Raw genomic sequence first — 16,732 nt, 5'->3', positions numbered from 1 at the left:
GCCTGTCACTGCGGTGGCTTGGCGCCCAGCTTGTCCCACATTTTCCTGCTGATTTTCTGCCGATTGGCATAACCCGCCCACGGGTCTTCCTTTAACGCCTGCAAGCGCTGCGTCAGGTTGGCAACGGTCCATTGCTGGCTGCCGCGCAACCCTTCCAATTCCCCACGACTCACTGGCACTGACACAGGCAACCCCGGCCGCGCGCGCACCGAATAGGCCGCCACGGTGCTGGCGCCGCGGGCATTGCGCAGGTAATCGATAAAGATCTTGCCGACGCGATTCTTTGGCCCGCTGGTGGCGGTAAAGCGTTCGGGCAGTTGTGCGGTCATGAACTGCGCGACGGCCTTGGCAAAGGCCTTCACCCTGTCCCAATCGTCGCGGCGTGCCAGCGGCACCACCAAGTGCAAGCCTTTGCCGCCGCTGGTTTTGACGAACGCCTCAAGCCCCAGTTCGTCGAGTACCGACAAGGTCAGTTGCGCCGCTTCCAGCATGGTTTTCCAGGGCAGCGCCGGGCCCGGGTCGAGGTCAAGGACAAACAGGTCCGGGGTTTCGATCTTGTCCGAGGTCGCCCCCCAGGTGTGCAGCTCGACGGTACCCATCTGCACGGCTCCCACCAGCGCCTGGGCGTTGTCGATTTGCATCAGGCGCGCATGACCGGGGTCCAGGGCCGGGTCCAGTTGCCGGATGTGGGGAATTGCCAGGCGCTCGGCGTGTTTCTGGAAGAACTGCTCGCCCTCGATGCCTTCCGGTGCCCGCAGCAGGGACACGGGCCGTTGGTGCAGGAAGGGCAGGATCCATTCGCTGATGCTGTCGTAGAACTGCGCCAGTTGCTGTTTTTGCGTGCCGCTTTGCGGGTCTATCACGCGTTCGGGGTGGGTGATGTTCACGTTCTTGACCGGTTGCTTGTTCTTGAGGGATTTGGCCGCACGCGGCTGTTCATGCACGATCTGGGCGGCAGGCTTGTCGGTGCGCAGGCTGACGAATGCGGCCTGGCGCACCACGCCTTCGCGGGTCCATTCGGCAAATTGCACTTCGCCGACCAGCGTCGGTTCCACCCAGTGCACGCCGCGCGCCTGGGTACTGGTCAAGGTTTTTTGCAGGGGAGACGTTTTGCGTTCCAGGGGCTGCAACTGTGCATAAATGGCCTTCAGCGATGCCTGGTCGAAACCGGTGCCCACGCGTCCGGCATAGACCAACCCGGACGCGTCATTCACCGCCAGCAGCAACGCGCCGAAGCCGCTGCGCGAGCCTTGGGGGCGGGTATAGCCGACGATCACGAACTCCTGGCGCAGGCGGCACTTGAGCTTGATCCAATCGCTGTTGCGACTGGACACATAGGGACTGCCCAAGCGCTTGCCGATCACGCCTTCCAAGGCCAGGTCGCAGGCGCTTTCGAAGATATCCTGGTGGTGCGCGGTAAAGGCTTCGGAGAACCGCAGCAGCTTGCTTCGACTACGGCCCAGCGCAGCCTTGAGTGCCGCACGACGCTCCTCGACGGGCGCCTGGCGCAGGTCCTGCCCCTCAAGAAAGGGGGCGTCGAACAGGTAATAGACAATGTCCAGGCTGCGGCCGATATCGAATGCATTCTGCAGCGCCTGGAAATCCGGCAAGCCATCGCCATTGAGGCTGACCACCTCGCCGTCGAGCCAGCTGTCCTTGAGTTTGAGCGCTTGCAGGGCCTTGGCCTGGCGCGGCAAGCGGTCGGTCCAGTCATGGCCATTGCGCGTGAACAAGCGTACCTCGCCGTCGCGGATGCGCGTCAGCATGCGGTAACCGTCGAACTTGACCTCGTACTGCCATGCCCCTTCGGGGGCGCGGTCAACCAGCGTGGCCAACTGCGGGGTGAACTCCTCGGGCAGGGCGGTGGTTTTTTTGCTGGGCTTTGGCTTTGGTTTGGCTTTGGGCTTGGCTGTGGTCCGGGCCTTGGGCGTGTCGATGGTGGCTTCGCTGAGCACGCTGTTCGGTTCGGCCTCGACAATGTCGTAGTCGCTCGCGGGGCGGGCTTGCTGGTCCTTTTCCTTGATCAGCAGCCATTGCTCCTTGTCGCCGCTGCCCTTGAGCCGGGTGCGCACCAAGGCCCAGTCGCCGGAGAGCTTTTCGCCGACCAGGGTGAACTTGAGTTTGCCGGCGGCGTAGGCCTTATGGGGATCGTCATGCGGTTGCCACACGCCCCGGTCCCACACAATCACATCCCCGGCGCCGTATTGGCCTGCGGGGATGCTGCCTTCAAAACTGCCATAACTGAGCGGGTGATCCTCGACATGCACCGCCAGGCGTTTGTGGCTGGGGTCCAGGCTCGGGCCCTTGGGCACGGCCCAGCTCTTGAGCACGCCGTCCAGTTCCAGGCGAAAGTCATAGTGCAGGTGGCTGGCATCGTGTTTCTGAATCACGAAGGACAGCGCCGACGCCTTGCGTTTACGCGCGGATGCCTCCCCCGACGGTTCGGCGGTGATCTCGAAATCGCGTTTGCGGTTGTACTCACTCAGGGGCTTTGCCATAGGATTCTCCAGGCACCGGCAGGCTCAAGAGGCCTTTTTCGAGGATTTCTTCGCGGCGGTTTTTTTGGCCGCCGGTTTGCCTGCCAGGCTGCGCTTGAGCAGTTCGGTCAGGTCGATCACATCGGCCGATTTGCGCTCGTCGCTGCCTTCCTGGGACTCCACGTCTTCGATCTTGCCGGCCTTGGCCTTCTTGGCTACCAGCGCCATGATCTTGTCCTGGAAGCTGTCGCGATACTCATCCGGCTGCCAGTCGGCACTCATGTCTTCCACCAGGCGCTTGGCCATGTCCAATTCGCCCTTGGCCAGGCTGGGCTTGGTCACATCGCTGCCCAGTTCCAGTTCGTCCAGGCCGCGGACCTCGGCGGGCCAGCGCAGCATGACCAGCACCAGGGCCGACTCCAGCGGCATCAGCGCCGCCAGGTGCTGCTTGGTGTGCAGCACGACATTGGCCAGGGCCACCTTGCGGGTTTTCTTCAAGGTTTCACGCAGCAGTGCATACACCTTGCCACCGCGTTTATCCGGCGCGAGGAAGTAAGGGGTGTCGATGTTCTGCAGCGGGATCTGGTCGCTGGCCACAAAGGCGATGATCTCGATGGTCTGGGTGGATTTGGGGTGGGCTGAGCGGATCTCTTCTTCGCTGAGGATCACGTAGCGGCCTTTTTCATAGGCCACCCCCTTGACGATGTTCTCCTTGGTGACCTCTTTGCCGGTGGTCTTGTTTATGCGCTTGTAGCCCACCGGGTCCATGCTGCGTTTGTCCAGCCAGTCGAAATCCACGCCTTGCGAAGACGTGGCCGACACCAGCGACACCGGGATATGGACCAAACCGAAGCTGATAGCGCCTTTCCAGATTGCCCTTGGCATGCGTGCGATTCCTCCGTCAGAGCCTGTGTTCTGGTGACTCGGAGGCTGTGGGAAAAGTTTCGCCGAACGGATGCGCGGACAGATTGTGTTACACCTGATGAGAAAGTATTTAGTTACCAAAGCCGAACCCTGGGCGTAGCGTGTTATCGAAAGCACGTATTTCCCGTTCCAGCGAGGCATTGTCATGAACACTGCTGTGCGTCACCTTGCGGCACTGGCCTTAGGCCTGGCACTTGCGGGCGCTGCCCAGGCGCAGAACCTGCCCGGCAACAATAACGGCAACAACGGCCCCATTCACCGCGCCAACCCCAACAGCATGCAGGGCACACAGCCCAGTGCGCCGACGGTTCGCGGGATTCAGACCGGGCCGACCACACGCACACCGACCCTGGAAAACGGCGGCATCGGCAATCGCTACCCCACGCGCGATGCAGCGCCCAGCCGGCCGGCCACCGAAACCAAAGCCCCCACTTATGATGCCAACGGCAATCGCCGGTAAGGACGCGCCTTATGTTTCTACGCAAAACCCTGCTAGCCGTTATCTGCGCAACCAGCATCAGCGCCGTTTACGCCGCCGATGCCCAACAGTTCCCGAGCGAACAAGGCAGTCTTTCTGTCACGCCAATCGTCCAGGGCCTGGATCATCCCTGGGCTGTCGCGTTTTTGCCGGACAGGCAAGGATTTTTGGTGACTGAGCGTCCCGGCCACCTGCGGTTCGTCAGCCCGGACGGCAAGCTCTCCGCGCCGCTGAGCGGCGTCCCGCAGGTGTGGGCCAAGGGGCAGGGCGGGTTGCTGGATGTGGTGTTGTCGCCCGATTTCAAGGAAGACCGCATGGTCTATCTGTCGTACGCCGAAGGCGGCGGCAAAGGCGGCACGGCCGGCACTGCGGTGGGCCGTGGACGCCTGGCGAGCGACCTCAGCGGCTTGACCGATTTCAAGGTGATTCTGCGCCAGGAACCCAAACTGTCCACCGGCAACCACTTCGGCTCGCGCCTGGCCTTCGACCGTGATGGCTACCTGTTCGTGACCCTTGGCGAAAACAATGACCGGCCCACCGCCCAGGACCTGGACAAGCTGCAAGGCAAAGTCGTGCGGATCTTCCCGGATGGCCGCGTGCCGGATGACAACCCGTTCGTGGGCCAGGCAGGCGTACGCCCGGAAATCTGGTCCTACGGCCAGCGCAACCCGCAGGGCCTGGCACTGAACCCCTGGAGCGGCACGGTATGGGAAAACGAACACGGGCCTCGGGGTGGCGATGAAATCAATGTGATCGAACGCGGCAAAAACTATGGCTGGCCCCTGGCAACCCACGGCATCAACTACTCCCTGACACCGATTCCCGAAGCCAAGGGTAAAACCGTTGCAGGCACGGTAGAGCCGCGTCATGTGTGGGAGAAATCACCGGGTATCAGCGGCATGGCGTTCTACGATGCCGATCGCTTCAAGCCGTGGCAGCACAACGTATTTATCGGCGCGCTCGCCAGCCAGGAGCTGATTCGCTTGCAGTTCGATGGCGACAAGGTGGTGCATGAAGAGCGTTTGCTGGGCGGGTTGAAGGCGCGGATTCGCGATGTGCGGCAGGGGCCTGATGGGTTTTTGTATGTGCTTACGGATGAGGATAACGGCGTGCTGTATCGGGTCGGTTTAAACCAGGACTAGTCTGCGTCGCCAATCCATAACCGGAGAGCGATCCACCGGTGGGAGGGGCACTGCCCCTCCCACAGGTTTACAGGCCCAGGTCGGACAGCCCCGGATGATCATCCGGGCGGCGGCCCAAAGGCCAGTGGAACTTGCGTTCGCTGTCCTTGATCGGCATATCGTTGATGCACGCAAAGCGGTGGGCCATCAGTCCGTTCTCGTCGAACTCCCAATTCTCATTGCCATAGGAGCGGAACCAGTTGCCTGAGTCGTCGTGCCATTCGTAGGCATAGCGCACCGCGATGCGGTTATCGGTAAAGGCCCACAGCTCCTTGATCAGTCGGTAATCCAGCTCCTTGGCCCATTTACGCGTGAGGAAACCCTTGGCTTCTTCGCGGTTATGCGCGAACTCGGCGCGGTTGCGCCATTGCGTGTCGAGGGTGTAGGCCAGGGATACACGGTGCGGGTCGCGTGAATTCCAGCCGTCTTCGGCCAGGCGCACTTTTTCGATGGCCGATTCACGCGTGAATGGCGGGAGGGGCGGGCGTGTTTCTGGGTTGGATGACATGTCATGACTCCTGTTAAGAAGAAGTTGCGCCAGCGTGCGTTCACAGCCCCAATAACGTTTGCGCCATGCATTGCGCATTATCAGCGGCTGTTGAATCGCCCATCACCAGGGCAACGGTGATGGCGCCATCGATCAGGATCAGCAAGTGCGCGGCCTGCCGTCCAGGATCGGGGGTGCCATGTGCGGTACAGAGTTCGAGCAGGTATTCGAACAGCTTTTGTTTGTGAGCCTTGGCCAGCAGGCGCACCGGGTCGTCCGGGTTGCCGGTTTCACCACTGGTGTTGATGAAGGCGCAGCCGCGGAAATCGGCCGAGCCGAACCAGGTTTTCAAGGCGGCGAATACCGCCAGCAAGCGTGCGCCGCTGCCGTCGACCGGTTCGACTTCGCCACGCAGCCAGTGCATCCAACGCTCATCGCGGCGTTGCAGGGCGGCAATCACCAATTCGTCTTTATTGGCGAAGTAGCGGTAGATACTTTTTCTCGAGACGCCGGCGGTTTTCACCAGTAAATCCATGCCGGTGGCGGCAATGCCATGGCGATAGATCAACTTCTCGGTGACGTCGAGGATAATGTCGCGGGTTTCATTACTGGGCATGTCGTTCATGTTTAATACAGTAGAACGATCGTTCTTCTTTGTCTATAAAATTTCCATGCCCGGTAGCGAGACCTGAGCAGGCTCATGGTGTAAGCTCGGGACCTCTTCGGATTCGACCCATTGCGAGCCTTATGCCGTCGTTCTTCAAACGCTCCCTGCTGCCCAAGCTACGTGGTTTTCCAGTCACACCCGAGGCCATTGAGGTGCTGTCCGGCGCCGACGCTTATCGGCGCTGCCTGCTGGAAAAAATCCCCCAGGCCACCCGGCGTATCTACATCGTCGCGCTGTACTTGCAGCAGGACGAAGCGGGGCAAGAGATCTACGACGCTCTGCACGCCGCCAAGGCCGCACGGCCGCAGTTGGATATTGTCGTCGTGGTCGACTGGCTGCGCGCCCAGCGCGGGCTGATCGGCGCCGGCAAGCAGCCGGGCAACAGCGCCTGGTACCAGACCATGACCCAGAGCCATGCCAGTGAAGTGCCGGTGTACGGCGTACCGGTGCAAACCCGCGAGCTGTTCGGCGTGCTGCACCTCAAGGGCTTTGTGATCGACGATACCGTGCTGTACAGCGGTGCCAGCCTGAACAACGTGTACCTGCACAAGTTCGACAAGTACCGTTTCGACCGTTACCACCTGATCCACAGCCAACCGCTGGCCGACTCCATGCAGCATCTGGTGGAGCATGGTCTGGTGGCATCCAAGGCGGTGCACCGTCTCGACCTGCCGAACCCGCCCACCACCCGCAGCCTGCGCAACGACATCGGCGACCTGCGCAGCCGTCTCAAACACGCGGCCTACGACACCACGGCCGGGCAACTGCCCAATGGCGACTTGTCGGTGAGCCCTTTGCTGGGCGTCGGCAAGAACAACCCGTTGAGTCGGGTGATCCTGGAGCTGATCGCCAGTGCCCAACAGCAACTGACCCTCTGCACACCGTACTTCAACCTGCCGCTGCCGGTGACCCGCGAGATCAACCGCGCCCTGGCGCGCGGCGTGAAGATCGACATCATCGTCGGCGACAAGACCGCCAACGACTTCTATATCCCGCCCAGCGAGCCGTTCAAGGTCATTGCGGCATTGCCGTACCTGTACGAAATCAGCCTGCGCCGTTTTGCCAAGCGCCATCAGGCAATGATCGACAGTGGCCAACTCAACCTGCACCTGTGGCACGACGGCGACAACAGCTACCACCTCAAGGGCATGTGGGTCGATGAGCGTTATACCTTGCTCACCGGCAACAACCTCAACCCTCGAGCGTTTCGTCTCGACCTGGAAAACGCCTTGCTGATCGATGATCCCAAGGCCCAGTGGCTGGCGCCACGGCGCGCGGAGCTGGCGCAGATTTTCCAGCACGCCACACGCATTGGCGGCTACCAGCAGTTGCAGACCCTGGTGGACTACCCGCCCGCAGTCGGCAAATTCCTGCGTCGGGTCAGCCGCGTGCGAATTGAACGGTTGCTCTATCGCATTCTGTAAAGCCCGACCTGTCCTACAGCGAACGCTCAGACGGCCTTCGCCGTCTTGAGAGTCGGCCTACAGTGCCGTGAGGCGATGGCTCGTATGTTTCCTCTTGACAGTTCTTAAGGACAAGAACTCTTGCCAATCCATGGTAAAGAGGAACCGGAAATGTCGAGCATCTACTTGCCCCACCACGTCTCTGCGCCTGCGTCAGCAGCGCATGTTTCAATACCATCCCCGGCCGCCGCTGTGCGCAGCAAGCGTGCGATAACGATCGATCCACCTGCCGATACGTCCTCGCAATCGACGTTGCCGTCGGGGGTGGCAACATCAGGTGACGCCGATCGCCAACTGCAAAACCTGTTAGCGACGTGGGCATTGCGCCAAGTGTCGGACTCGCTTGTTCAGATCCCGCCCAACAGTACGATTTACCCCGGGTTTTCAGCATTACGCAGCGCTTTCAATTCGGCGCAAATACGCGACTGGGCCATGAGCAAAGGACTGGCGTTGGACACCCTCGTCGTCACGGCGGACTCAATCACGGGGTTGGTTATGGAGGGCCGTCGCGCAACGCGTAAGACGTTCACACTGAGCGACACATCGGGTTGGTGGCAGGTAAGCGCACGATTGCGCGCCGCAGCAGGTGCTTTGGACACTGCCGGTAAAGGCGTGGCGTATATTCCACCAGAGAGCCAGGCTTTTTCGCGCAATGCTGTTTTGCACTGGTACGGGGTCACGCCACCGACCCAGCCAGGCGAGTTGAACCAGGTGCGTGATGCGTTGTTGGCGTCAGACTGGTCGGCCTTGTCGACTGAGGCAATAAATCGGCTGCAAAGCCGGTACGTTTCAGCCAGCAAGGCCATCGGTCGGATGGATGAGCGCGTGCACTTGGTCAGTTGCTTAAGTGATCTGGTTCGCAATCGACCCGACGATGAAGAGGTGGCGTTGACCACGTTGCGAACACCGGTAAGCGCAACTTCAGGGCTGAGCGTCGATGGCTCGGGGCGCGCCGCGGCCAGCGATGTCTTGCTGGCGTGCGGTTTAACCATACCCAAAACGATTGGAGAGGTGCGCAACACCATTCGCTGGCTGAATGCCGTGATCGCGCCCGCTCCCGTGCTGGGTAATTACGCGCAATTGCTAGGACGTGAATGGGCACCGGGCCGGTTGTCGGATACCGATAAACGCTCAGTGGCCAAGTTTAATGATGAGGATGTCTACAGCAGCGCAAGCGGCGCCACGGTGTTGCGCGGGCTTGATTTCAGGGGTGTGCTTGATGACAACACACCGCAGGTGCTGCGTGACCAGGCTGATCATTTCATCGATCAGATCCTCAGCCACCGAGTGGCCTTGCTCTGGGGCGAGTCGGTTGCTCGCACCCTGAGTTTCCAGGGCGCGTCCGGTGCGTACGAACTGTCGGCGCTTGAAGCCAAACAGTGGACGCTGGCGGCGTTCTTGTTGCAGATCGATCCAGACTTTCCAGGGCGTCCAGGCACCCTTGTGGGTTATGACATTTATCAAGCCGGCAACAACGGACGGACGATAGCTTCGGTACGTGCGGACGTTGAGGCCCACCTGAGTAAAAATCCGCTGCTCGATGCGCAGACCACGCCGCTGGCCGCGCACCTGTTTCTGGCCAGCAGTGCGCCCGAGTTTCTGGTCAAGGGTATCCCGCCCACGCTGCGTATGGGGTCTGCGCAATGGACCGACTTCCGTCTGGGGGTTGCGTTTGCCGAGCGCCAGGGTGGGCCAGGCTCTTCACGTGCCATGAGTTACGATGAAATCATGGCCCTGAGCAAGCTGGAGCCAATGACCGACGACCAGACGGCGGTGCTGACAAACCACGGGATCGACGCCTTGCTGGACTGGGCGGTGATGCAAGGTGTGTTCGCCAAGCCCACGGACGGCGTCTATACACCGCAGCATTATCAACAGGCCAGTAAGGCATTCCAGGCCCAGAATGAGCAGCTCGTGCAAGCCTTGCAGGTATTCAACGTACCGCTGCCCACGCGCCGCGACCTGGCGATCTCACAGCTGCGAAAAGTTTTTCCCGAACACAGCGTCGAACAACTGAAGGCCTTGACCGTGTATATCGCCGACCCGGCTGAGCGACGCAACCAGAAGCCGTCCGAGCCCGTGACCCGCTCGCTGGTCGAGACGTACATGACGGGGGAGCTGGTCAAGGATCGATGGATGTTGCTGGCACCCGGTGAGCAGCCGCCTCAATTGCCCAAAGCGAACAGTCCCTTTGATATTCATCGACGCCTGCAACCGGCCGATCAAGCGGCTGTCGACCAGAATGTCCGGGACTTGAACGCAAGGATTGCTGACCTGCCGGATGTGCAGGCTCAACTGCCTGACAAGGTGGACGCCTATCTGGCCGCGCTCAAACAAGGCTTGAGCACCACTACGCGCAAAATGATCGCTGAGTTACCCCTGGCTGACCGGCAGGCCCTGGAATATGGCGAGGTCGAACTGTTTGCCTTGCGCGAGCAAACCGACGCAGTGCTCACCCTGGAACAAACGTCTGCGCAGGTCGAAGAGCGGCGTGGGCGCCAAGGCACGCTGATACGCTGCGTCCATAACGGGGCGGTCAGCTACTTCGAGGTGTTTGCGGCCAAGATGCTGATCGTTAAACGTGAGGATTTGCCCGCTCAGTTAACACTGGGAGGCACGCTTGAAAATCATCAGAAAACCTACGGGCGCTGGGCGCCAACAGACGTACAAACACAGAACGGTGCGCCGGAACCGTTTGATTTTGCCGCCTACACCTCTGACGCCGGTCCCCGTGCGGGGATGACATCACCTGGCATCATTATCGATAAGCTGGGTGACACGTTGCCGGCACTGGACAGCCGTCATGCCGACAGCCCGGTTCCCAACAGTTTTGCCTCTGCCAGATCCCAGGCAATTGTCGAGCGCATCATGCAGGGCAACTTTATCCATCACCGCGACACGGTGCTGAAGATAGCCCAGGACGAATTGCCAATTGAGCAGGCGCGGGAGGTGTCACAGCGTAACAAGGCCCTTTTCCTGAGCATGATTCCTTTTGTCGGAGCAATCATCGACCTGGTCAACGGCAATATCGTGGAGGGCTCGCGCGGGTTGATCATCGATACGTTCGCTGCCCTGTTGGGAGGCGCGGGGACGACAGTTCGCTCCCTGGCGAAAGCCACAAAAGCGGTTGCACCCTTTGGTGCCAAAGCGTTTAGTGTCTTGGCGAAAGGCGTGTTGGTGGTCAGTGCGTTTTTGAATCCGTTGGACGGTACGGCCGATTTGATCCGCTGGGCATCCAAAGGCCTGCTGACGCTGCCTCAGACCGTGGCCAAGGCGCCGAAGTTGTCGGCGGTGACCAAAATGGTTGCGGTGGAGGAAAAGTTGCGCACGTTTTTTGGCGTGAAAAGTGCGCTGGGCGAAGCTGCGATATTGCAGGAAGGTGTTGGCCAACGCTCCACACACAATGGCCACAACCATTCGGTTCCCGTTCAAGCGCTGCAGGCGAACGGCCATTGGTACGCGGTCAATCCGCAAACCGGCTTGCCGATCAGCACGCCGTTGGATGGGTTCACACCGTTAAGCTCAACGTAGAAAGCCCCCCAAGGCTGGGGGGCGTTTAGCCTAGTTCAAACCCAGCTTGCCACGCAGCGTCGACAAGTCTTCAGCCAGGGTGTTGACCGGGCCCACCAAGGCTTTACGGTCGTTTTCCTTGACCTTGTCGTAGGTCTCGAAGCCGCCGTCCTGGGTCTTGTACTTGGCCAGGACCTTGTCGACGCTGGCGAAGTTCTTGTCGACCTTGGTCAGGAATGCCTTGTCTTGCTGCGCGATCTGGCCACGGAACAGGTCGACGATTTTCTTCGCGCCGTCGATGTTGCCCTGAAAGTCATACAGGTCGGTGTGGCTGTAGCGGTCTTCTTCGCCGGAGATCTTGGTGGCGGCGACTTCTTCGAGCAGGGCGGCGGCACGCCCACGACTTTTTCCGGCGGGAAGGTCAGGCCGTCTACGCGGCTCTTGAGGTCGCTGACGTCGGTGTTGAGCTTGGCCGTCAGTGTCTCCAGGCCCTTGGTCGAGTTCTGCGAGAACAGCGCGTATTCGATGCGGTGGAAACCGGTAAAGTCTTCGGCGGTCACGCCTTTTTCATGGTCGTCGACCCGCGAGTCAATGGACGCGTCGAGGTCGCTGAACAGCTCGGCGATCGGCTCGATGGACTCATAGTGCACGCGAGTCGGTGCGTAGAGCTTTTTGGCGGTAGCCAGGTCGCCTTTGTTGATGGCGTCGGTGAATGCCTGGGTCTGGGTCACCAGCTCATCGATTTGTTCGGTGACGTAGATCTTGTAGTCCGATACCGGGCCTACCAGGTCCAGCGGCGCCGTCGTGGCGGCGAAGGCGGCCAGGGGCGAGAGGGTCATTAACAACGACAACGCGAGAGTCGACTTCTTCATGGGACGGTTTCCGCTGTGGGGGTTGGTTTCAGGTATTGGCAGTGGTTTGGGGGTGCGAAGCCGCGAGCAGCGTGCGTCCAAGGTAATCTTTAGGGCCGGTGACCCCCGGCAAGGTAAAGAAGTACCCACCGCCGACCGGCTTGAGGTATTCCTCCAATGGTTCGCCGTTGAGCCGGGTTTGCACGCTGATAAAGCCTTTCTCCAGGTCTGCCTGATAGCAGATGAACAGCAGCCCCATGTCCAACTGACCGTTTTTGTTGACGCCGTTGGAGTAGTTGAACGGACGACGCAGGATCAGGTTGGCCTGGGTCTGCGGGGTGCGCGGGTTGGCCAGGCGGATATGCGCATCGAGCTTGGTCAATTTGCCGTGCGGGTCCTTGCTGTAGTCGGGCACCTGGCTTTCCATTTGGCCGTCCATGGGCGCGCCGGTGGTCTTGACCCGACCGATGATGCTTTCCTGTTCTTGCAGGGGCGTGCGGTCCCAGCGTTCGACGAAGTTGCGGATGATGCGCACCGCCTGATAGCTGCCATGGGCCGCCCAGGTGGGTTCGTCGCTGCCGGGCTGTACCCAGACAATCTGGTTCATCGCCTTGTCGTCGTTGGAGTTGGGGTTGGCCGAACCGTCACGAAAACCCAGGAAGTTACGCGCGCTCTGCGCAGGCGTGCCGGGCTTGGCGGGCGCCTGGGGCGGCACGCTGCCTTCCTGCTTCCAGCGCACCAGTAGCAGGTCGGGCAGGTTTTTCACGATGTCGCGCAAGGCGTGGATATTGGTGTCCGGGGTATTTGAGCTGAACTGCAGGCTCAAGTCGCCATGGCACTGCGCCGGTTCCAGCGCATCGTTGGGAAAACCGACCATGCGGCTCAGACGCTTGGGTTTGACGGCGCCGAGGCCAAAGCGCTCATCGAACAGCGACTCGCCGACGGATACCGTGATGGTGAGGTTGTCCGGTGTGACCACCGGGCCGAGGATTCCGGAGTCGGTGGGCGGCAGTTTCGGGTCGACCTGCGCCACGGGGCCGCCGGTCATCAGGAAGCTGATGCGTTCGTTCAGGGTGCGGAACAGGCGCTCCAGGTCTTCGCGGTCGCCGGCCAGTACGTCGAACGCCACGACCATGCCGCAGGCCGGACGCGGGGTGACGATGCCGCTCTGGTGCCGGCCAAAAAAGTCGTGGTGGTCCTGGGTCTTGTCACTGCGCGGGGCCGTGGTGACTTGTTCGGCGGCAGCCATGGCCGGGCAGGCCAGGCTGCTGCCGGCAATCGCTGCGCCGGTGGCGGCCATGCCCAGCAGGACACGGCGGCGTTGTGCATCAAACTGTCGGGTATCACTCATTTGTGCGGTCGTCTTCACTGCAGGCCGGAAAGGCCAAGGGCGGGGTCGATTCCATCGAGTGCAACGGCCAGAGCCTTGGCCTTGTCGGCGATCTGCTTGCGCTGATCGACGGTAACGCTGTCGTACGTGCTGTAAGTGTTATCGACCTTAAAGCCTGCGAGTTCGGCATCGAACGCGGCAAGGGCACTGTCGATTTTCGGCAATAGCTGCGCGCCAGATTTGGTCAGCAGCGGGCGCATCAGCTCCACCACCTTGTGCGCGGCCTCCAGGTTGGCGGCGAAACCGTTCAGGTCGATGTGGCTGTAACGTTCTTCTTCACCGCTGAGGGCGCGTGCATCGGCCAGGCTGTTGAGGTTGCGCACCACGATGCTCACCAGTTGTTCCGGTGGCAGGGACTGGGCCAGCAGTTGCTGTCTGAGGGTGGTGACATCCGTCACCAGGCGCTGCGCAAGCGGTGTCAGGCCATCGAGGCTGCGATGCTGGAACAGGCTGTATTCGAGGCGATGGAAGCCGCTGAAGGCCGGGTCCTGCTCGCGTTTTTCAAAGTAATCGGCGCGCGCGTTGATGGCATTGTCCAGTTCCGCCAGACGTTGCGCTGCCGGGGCCAGGCGCTGGTAGGCCTTGCGGGCCGGCACATACAGCGCCTGGGCCTGGGCCAGGTCTCCGGCCTCGATCGCCTGTTGCAGAGCGGTCGTGGCCTTGATCAGCGCAGTGCCCTGGCTGCTCAAGTACACACGAAATTCCGACAGCGGGCCGATAAACGCCACCATCGACGGCTTGGCCTTGGCCTGGGCATCGGACGCCGCCGTGGGGGTTACATGCAAGGTGCCACGCGGGTTGCTCAGCAAGCCGCAGGTGATCGCATAGTCACCCGGCAACAGGTTGGCATTGATCACCTGGCTCAGGCCGGGGGCGATGTTTTCGCGTTCTTCGACCACCAGCACACCATCGAGAATTTCCCATTCCACCGCCCGCTCGGAGCGGTTGATGATGCGAAAGCTCGCGCGTCCGGCAGGCACTGTCAGCGCATTGGGTTCACAGGCGTGGCCATGGATGGTCACCGCGATTTCATTGCTGTTGGCTTGGCGCTTGGCGGCGGCCAGTTGCGAGGCATAGTAGAACAGGCCACCGGCGGCGATCATCACGACCACCGAGCCGGCCACCGCCCAGCGCAAGGCGCGGGATGGCGGGGCAGGTTGAGGCGTTGGGTTGGACAAGAGACGGTCCTTACTGGCTGGAAGCGGAAGAAGGGGCAGCGGCTGGCTTGGCCGGCGTCGCGGGCAGGAAGAACATCACCAGCGCCACCACCAGGTAAATCAGGTAGGCACCCAGCGTGCTGACGGTCGGTGCTTCCTGATAGCCGAACATGCCGGCCAGCACCGAGCCCAATGGGCTGTCCATTGGCAATACAGCGCTGAAATCGAACAGCACGCTTTGCAGGTGGTTCCACACCCCGGCTTCGTGCAGGGCCTGCACCGAGTTGGCGAGGATGCCGGCCGCGACCACCAGGATAAACAGGCCGGTCCAACGGAAGAATGCACCCAGGTTCAAACGCATGCTGCCGGTGTAGATCAAAAAGCCCACGACAATCGCCAACACCAGGCCGAGCAGGGCGCCAATCGGCGCGCCTGGGCCTTCGCTCTGCTGGAACACCGCCAGCAGGAAAAACACGGTTTCGAGGCCTTCGCGGGCCACGGCGAAAAACACCATCAGGATCAGTGCGATGACCTGGTGCCTGGACCCGGCCAGCGCCTGATCGAGGGAGGCGTGCAGCGAATGCTTGATCGAGCGTGCGACCTTGCGCATCCAGAACACCATCGAACTGAGGATACCCACGGCGACCAGCCCGACCACGCCTTCGAACAGCTCCTGTTGTTTCTGCGGGAACTCGGCGCTGACCAGTTCCAGGCCGCCGCCCACCAGCAGGGCGAGCGCAGCGGCGAGGAACACGCCAATCCACACGGCGGGCATCCACTGGCCACGGCCGGTCTGTTGCAGGTAGCTGGCAATGATGCCAACGATCAAGGCTGCTTCAATGCCTTCGCGCAGCATGATCAGAAAAGGGACGAGCATTCAGCACCGCAGGGTCATTAGATAGGGTGCTAAGTTGTAACATAATGATACTCATTGCTAAACGTGAAATATTGACTTTTGCTGAACGGCGGCTGAACGGTGGTGGCAAAGCGCAACCGCCCTTATGATGCACGCCACCTTATGCACGAGCGGATTGCCTCACTGCCCATGTCGGAAAAAGACACTATCTCCATCCACCTGGTGCGCGAAGCCTTGTTGCAGAGCTGCGTGCCGGGGGCGGCCACCGCCGAGGCCCTGAGCAAGGTCGGGATCGACCCGGCGTTGCTGCAACAGCCTGCCGCCCGCGTGCCGGCGGCTGCCTATGCAAGCCTGTGGCGCTTGCTGGCGCGGCGTTGCGATGATGAGTTTTTCGGCATGGACCCGCGCAGGCTCAAGTCCGGCAGCCTGGCGTTTCTCTGCCGGGCGGCCATCGCGCAACCGAGCCTGGCGGCCGGCGTGGAAACTGGCTTGGACTTCCTCTCGCTGATGCTGGAGCGCCTGCCGGCGCAACTGGTGCGCCAACAGAGCCTGGCGGAAATTGTGTTGCTGGAACCCGATGCCGAGCCCAATCGCGCCTTTACCTATTTCACCTACTGGATGATCGTGCACGGCGTCGCCTGCTGGTTGGCCGGGCGGCGCATCCCGATCCTGGCCATCGAACTGCGCTGCCCGCCGCCGGATTTCTGTGATGATTATCGGGTAATGTTTTCAGACAACCTGCGTTTCGATCGACCCCGCACCCGCATGATCTTCTCCGCCGACTGCCTCGACCTGCCGATCAAACGCACTGCGCAGGAACTCCAGCGATTCCTGGCCCATGCGCCGGCCAATATCCTGGTCAAATACCGCGACCCCGACAGCCTGGCGGCACGCATCAAACACGACCTGCGGCAGATGCCCCCCGACACCTGGCCGGAAACCGATGGCCTGGCGGCGGTTCACTGCATCTCCGCCTCCACTCTGCGCCGCCGCCTGGCGGAAGAAGGGCAGACCTATCAGGGGTTGAAGGACAGCGTGCGCAAGGAGTTGGCTATCGTGTGGCTGGCAGAGCCGCAGATCAGTTTTGCCGAGATAGCCGAACGATTGGGGTTTGCTGATACCAGTTCGTTTTATAAAGCGTTTCGCAAGTGGAGCGGGTCGAATCCGGGGCATTATCGGAGTTTGATTCTTAATGATGCTACGTAGGACGTAAGGGCACGGATAAAGCTCAGTCAAGTATTCAGTCGGATGCCTATAAGAGTGATGCTAGGTTGCAAATGAATCGAGCATC

The 16,732-nt window shown here is 61.1% G+C and carries 13 protein-coding genes and 1 pseudogene; 5 read left to right on the top strand and 9 right to left on the bottom strand.

Going from position 1 to position 16,732, the window contains the following annotated elements:
- Window positions 1-5: 5 nt before the first annotated feature.
- Window positions 6-2,498 (bottom strand): DNA ligase D, encoded by a 2,493-nt coding sequence (gene ligD / locus JWR98_RS00165; protein WP_205489090.1) that lies wholly within the window; start codon window positions 2,496-2,498, stop codon window positions 6-8.
- A gap of 24 nt (window positions 2,499-2,522) precedes the next feature.
- The gene (ku, locus tag JWR98_RS00160; RefSeq protein ID WP_078733405.1) at window positions 2,523-3,362 is read right to left on the bottom strand and encodes a non-homologous end joining protein Ku; all 840 of its coding nucleotides are present in this window, start codon (window positions 3,360-3,362) and stop codon (window positions 2,523-2,525) included.
- A gap of 184 nt (window positions 3,363-3,546) precedes the next feature.
- Between ku and JWR98_RS00155 the strand changes: the two genes are divergently transcribed.
- The gene (locus tag JWR98_RS00155) at window positions 3,547-3,861 is read left to right on the top strand and encodes a hypothetical protein (RefSeq protein ID WP_078733404.1); all 315 of its coding nucleotides are present in this window, start codon (window positions 3,547-3,549) and stop codon (window positions 3,859-3,861) included.
- An 11-nt stretch (window positions 3,862-3,872) separates the two neighbouring features.
- Entirely contained in the window at window positions 3,873-5,021 is a 1,149-nt protein-coding gene (locus JWR98_RS00150; RefSeq protein WP_078733403.1) for a PQQ-dependent sugar dehydrogenase, read from the top strand.
- Between the two features lie 67 nt (window positions 5,022-5,088).
- On the opposite strand, the gene JWR98_RS00145 is transcribed toward JWR98_RS00150, so the two are convergent.
- Together JWR98_RS00145 and JWR98_RS00140 are read right to left on the bottom strand one after the other, a co-directional pair.
- Window positions 5,089-5,568 carry a nuclear transport factor 2 family protein gene (locus JWR98_RS00145; protein ID WP_078733402.1) on the bottom strand — a complete coding sequence of 160 codons (480 nt, stop codon included), beginning with the start codon at window positions 5,566-5,568 and terminating at the stop codon, window positions 5,089-5,091.
- 40 nt (window positions 5,569-5,608) lie between these two features.
- The gene (locus tag JWR98_RS00140; protein WP_078733401.1) at window positions 5,609-6,172 is read right to left on the bottom strand and encodes a TetR/AcrR family transcriptional regulator; all 564 of its coding nucleotides are present in this window, start codon (window positions 6,170-6,172) and stop codon (window positions 5,609-5,611) included.
- 122 nt (window positions 6,173-6,294) lie between these two features.
- On the opposite strand from JWR98_RS00140, the gene pssA reads away from it, so the two are divergent.
- Window positions 6,295-7,638, top strand: coding sequence for a CDP-diacylglycerol--serine O-phosphatidyltransferase (gene pssA / locus JWR98_RS00135; protein ID WP_205489089.1), 1,344 nt, complete (start codon window positions 6,295-6,297; stop codon window positions 7,636-7,638).
- Between the two features lie 410 nt (window positions 7,639-8,048).
- On the opposite strand, the gene JWR98_RS00130 is transcribed toward pssA, so the two are convergent.
- Complete coding sequence (locus JWR98_RS00130) at window positions 8,049-8,669, bottom strand: hypothetical protein (protein WP_205489088.1); 621 nt, start codon at window positions 8,667-8,669, stop codon at window positions 8,049-8,051.
- 19 nt (window positions 8,670-8,688) lie between these two features.
- Between JWR98_RS00130 and JWR98_RS00125 the strand changes: the two genes are divergently transcribed.
- On the top strand, window positions 8,689-11,208 hold the full coding sequence (locus tag JWR98_RS00125) for a hypothetical protein (RefSeq protein WP_205489087.1): 2,520 nt from the start codon (window positions 8,689-8,691) through the stop codon (window positions 11,206-11,208).
- A 30-nt stretch (window positions 11,209-11,238) separates the two neighbouring features.
- On the opposite strand, the pseudogene efeO (JWR98_RS00120) reads toward JWR98_RS00125, so the two are convergent.
- The 4 genes and pseudogenes from efeO (JWR98_RS00120) to efeU form a co-directional block, all read right to left on the bottom strand.
- Window positions 11,239-12,059 (bottom strand): annotated as a pseudogene (gene efeO, locus JWR98_RS00120) (iron uptake system protein EfeO).
- Between the two features lie 28 nt (window positions 12,060-12,087).
- On the bottom strand, window positions 12,088-13,389 hold the full coding sequence (gene efeB, locus JWR98_RS00115; RefSeq protein WP_205489086.1) for an iron uptake transporter deferrochelatase/peroxidase subunit: 1,302 nt from the start codon (window positions 13,387-13,389) through the stop codon (window positions 12,088-12,090).
- 14 nt (window positions 13,390-13,403) lie between these two features.
- Window positions 13,404-14,606, bottom strand: a complete 1,203-nt coding sequence (efeO, locus tag JWR98_RS00110; RefSeq protein ID WP_205489085.1) for an iron uptake system protein EfeO — start codon at window positions 14,604-14,606, stop codon at window positions 13,404-13,406.
- 10 nt (window positions 14,607-14,616) lie between these two features.
- On the bottom strand, window positions 14,617-15,462 hold the full coding sequence (efeU, locus tag JWR98_RS00105) for an iron uptake transporter permease EfeU (RefSeq protein WP_205489084.1): 846 nt from the start codon (window positions 15,460-15,462) through the stop codon (window positions 14,617-14,619).
- Between the two features lie 168 nt (window positions 15,463-15,630).
- Between efeU and JWR98_RS00100 the strand changes: the two genes are divergently transcribed.
- Entirely contained in the window at window positions 15,631-16,647 is a 1,017-nt protein-coding gene (locus JWR98_RS00100) for an AraC family transcriptional regulator (RefSeq protein ID WP_205489093.1), read from the top strand.
- The last annotated feature ends 85 nt before the right edge of the window (window positions 16,648-16,732 follow it).

It is taken from the genome of Pseudomonas lactucae (assembly GCF_016937615.1).
GTDB classification, from domain to species: domain Bacteria; phylum Pseudomonadota; class Gammaproteobacteria; order Pseudomonadales; family Pseudomonadaceae; genus Aquipseudomonas; species Aquipseudomonas lactucae.
The sequence above is the reverse complement of the archived record's forward strand: the minus strand, read 5'-3'. Positions and strand labels throughout refer to the sequence as shown.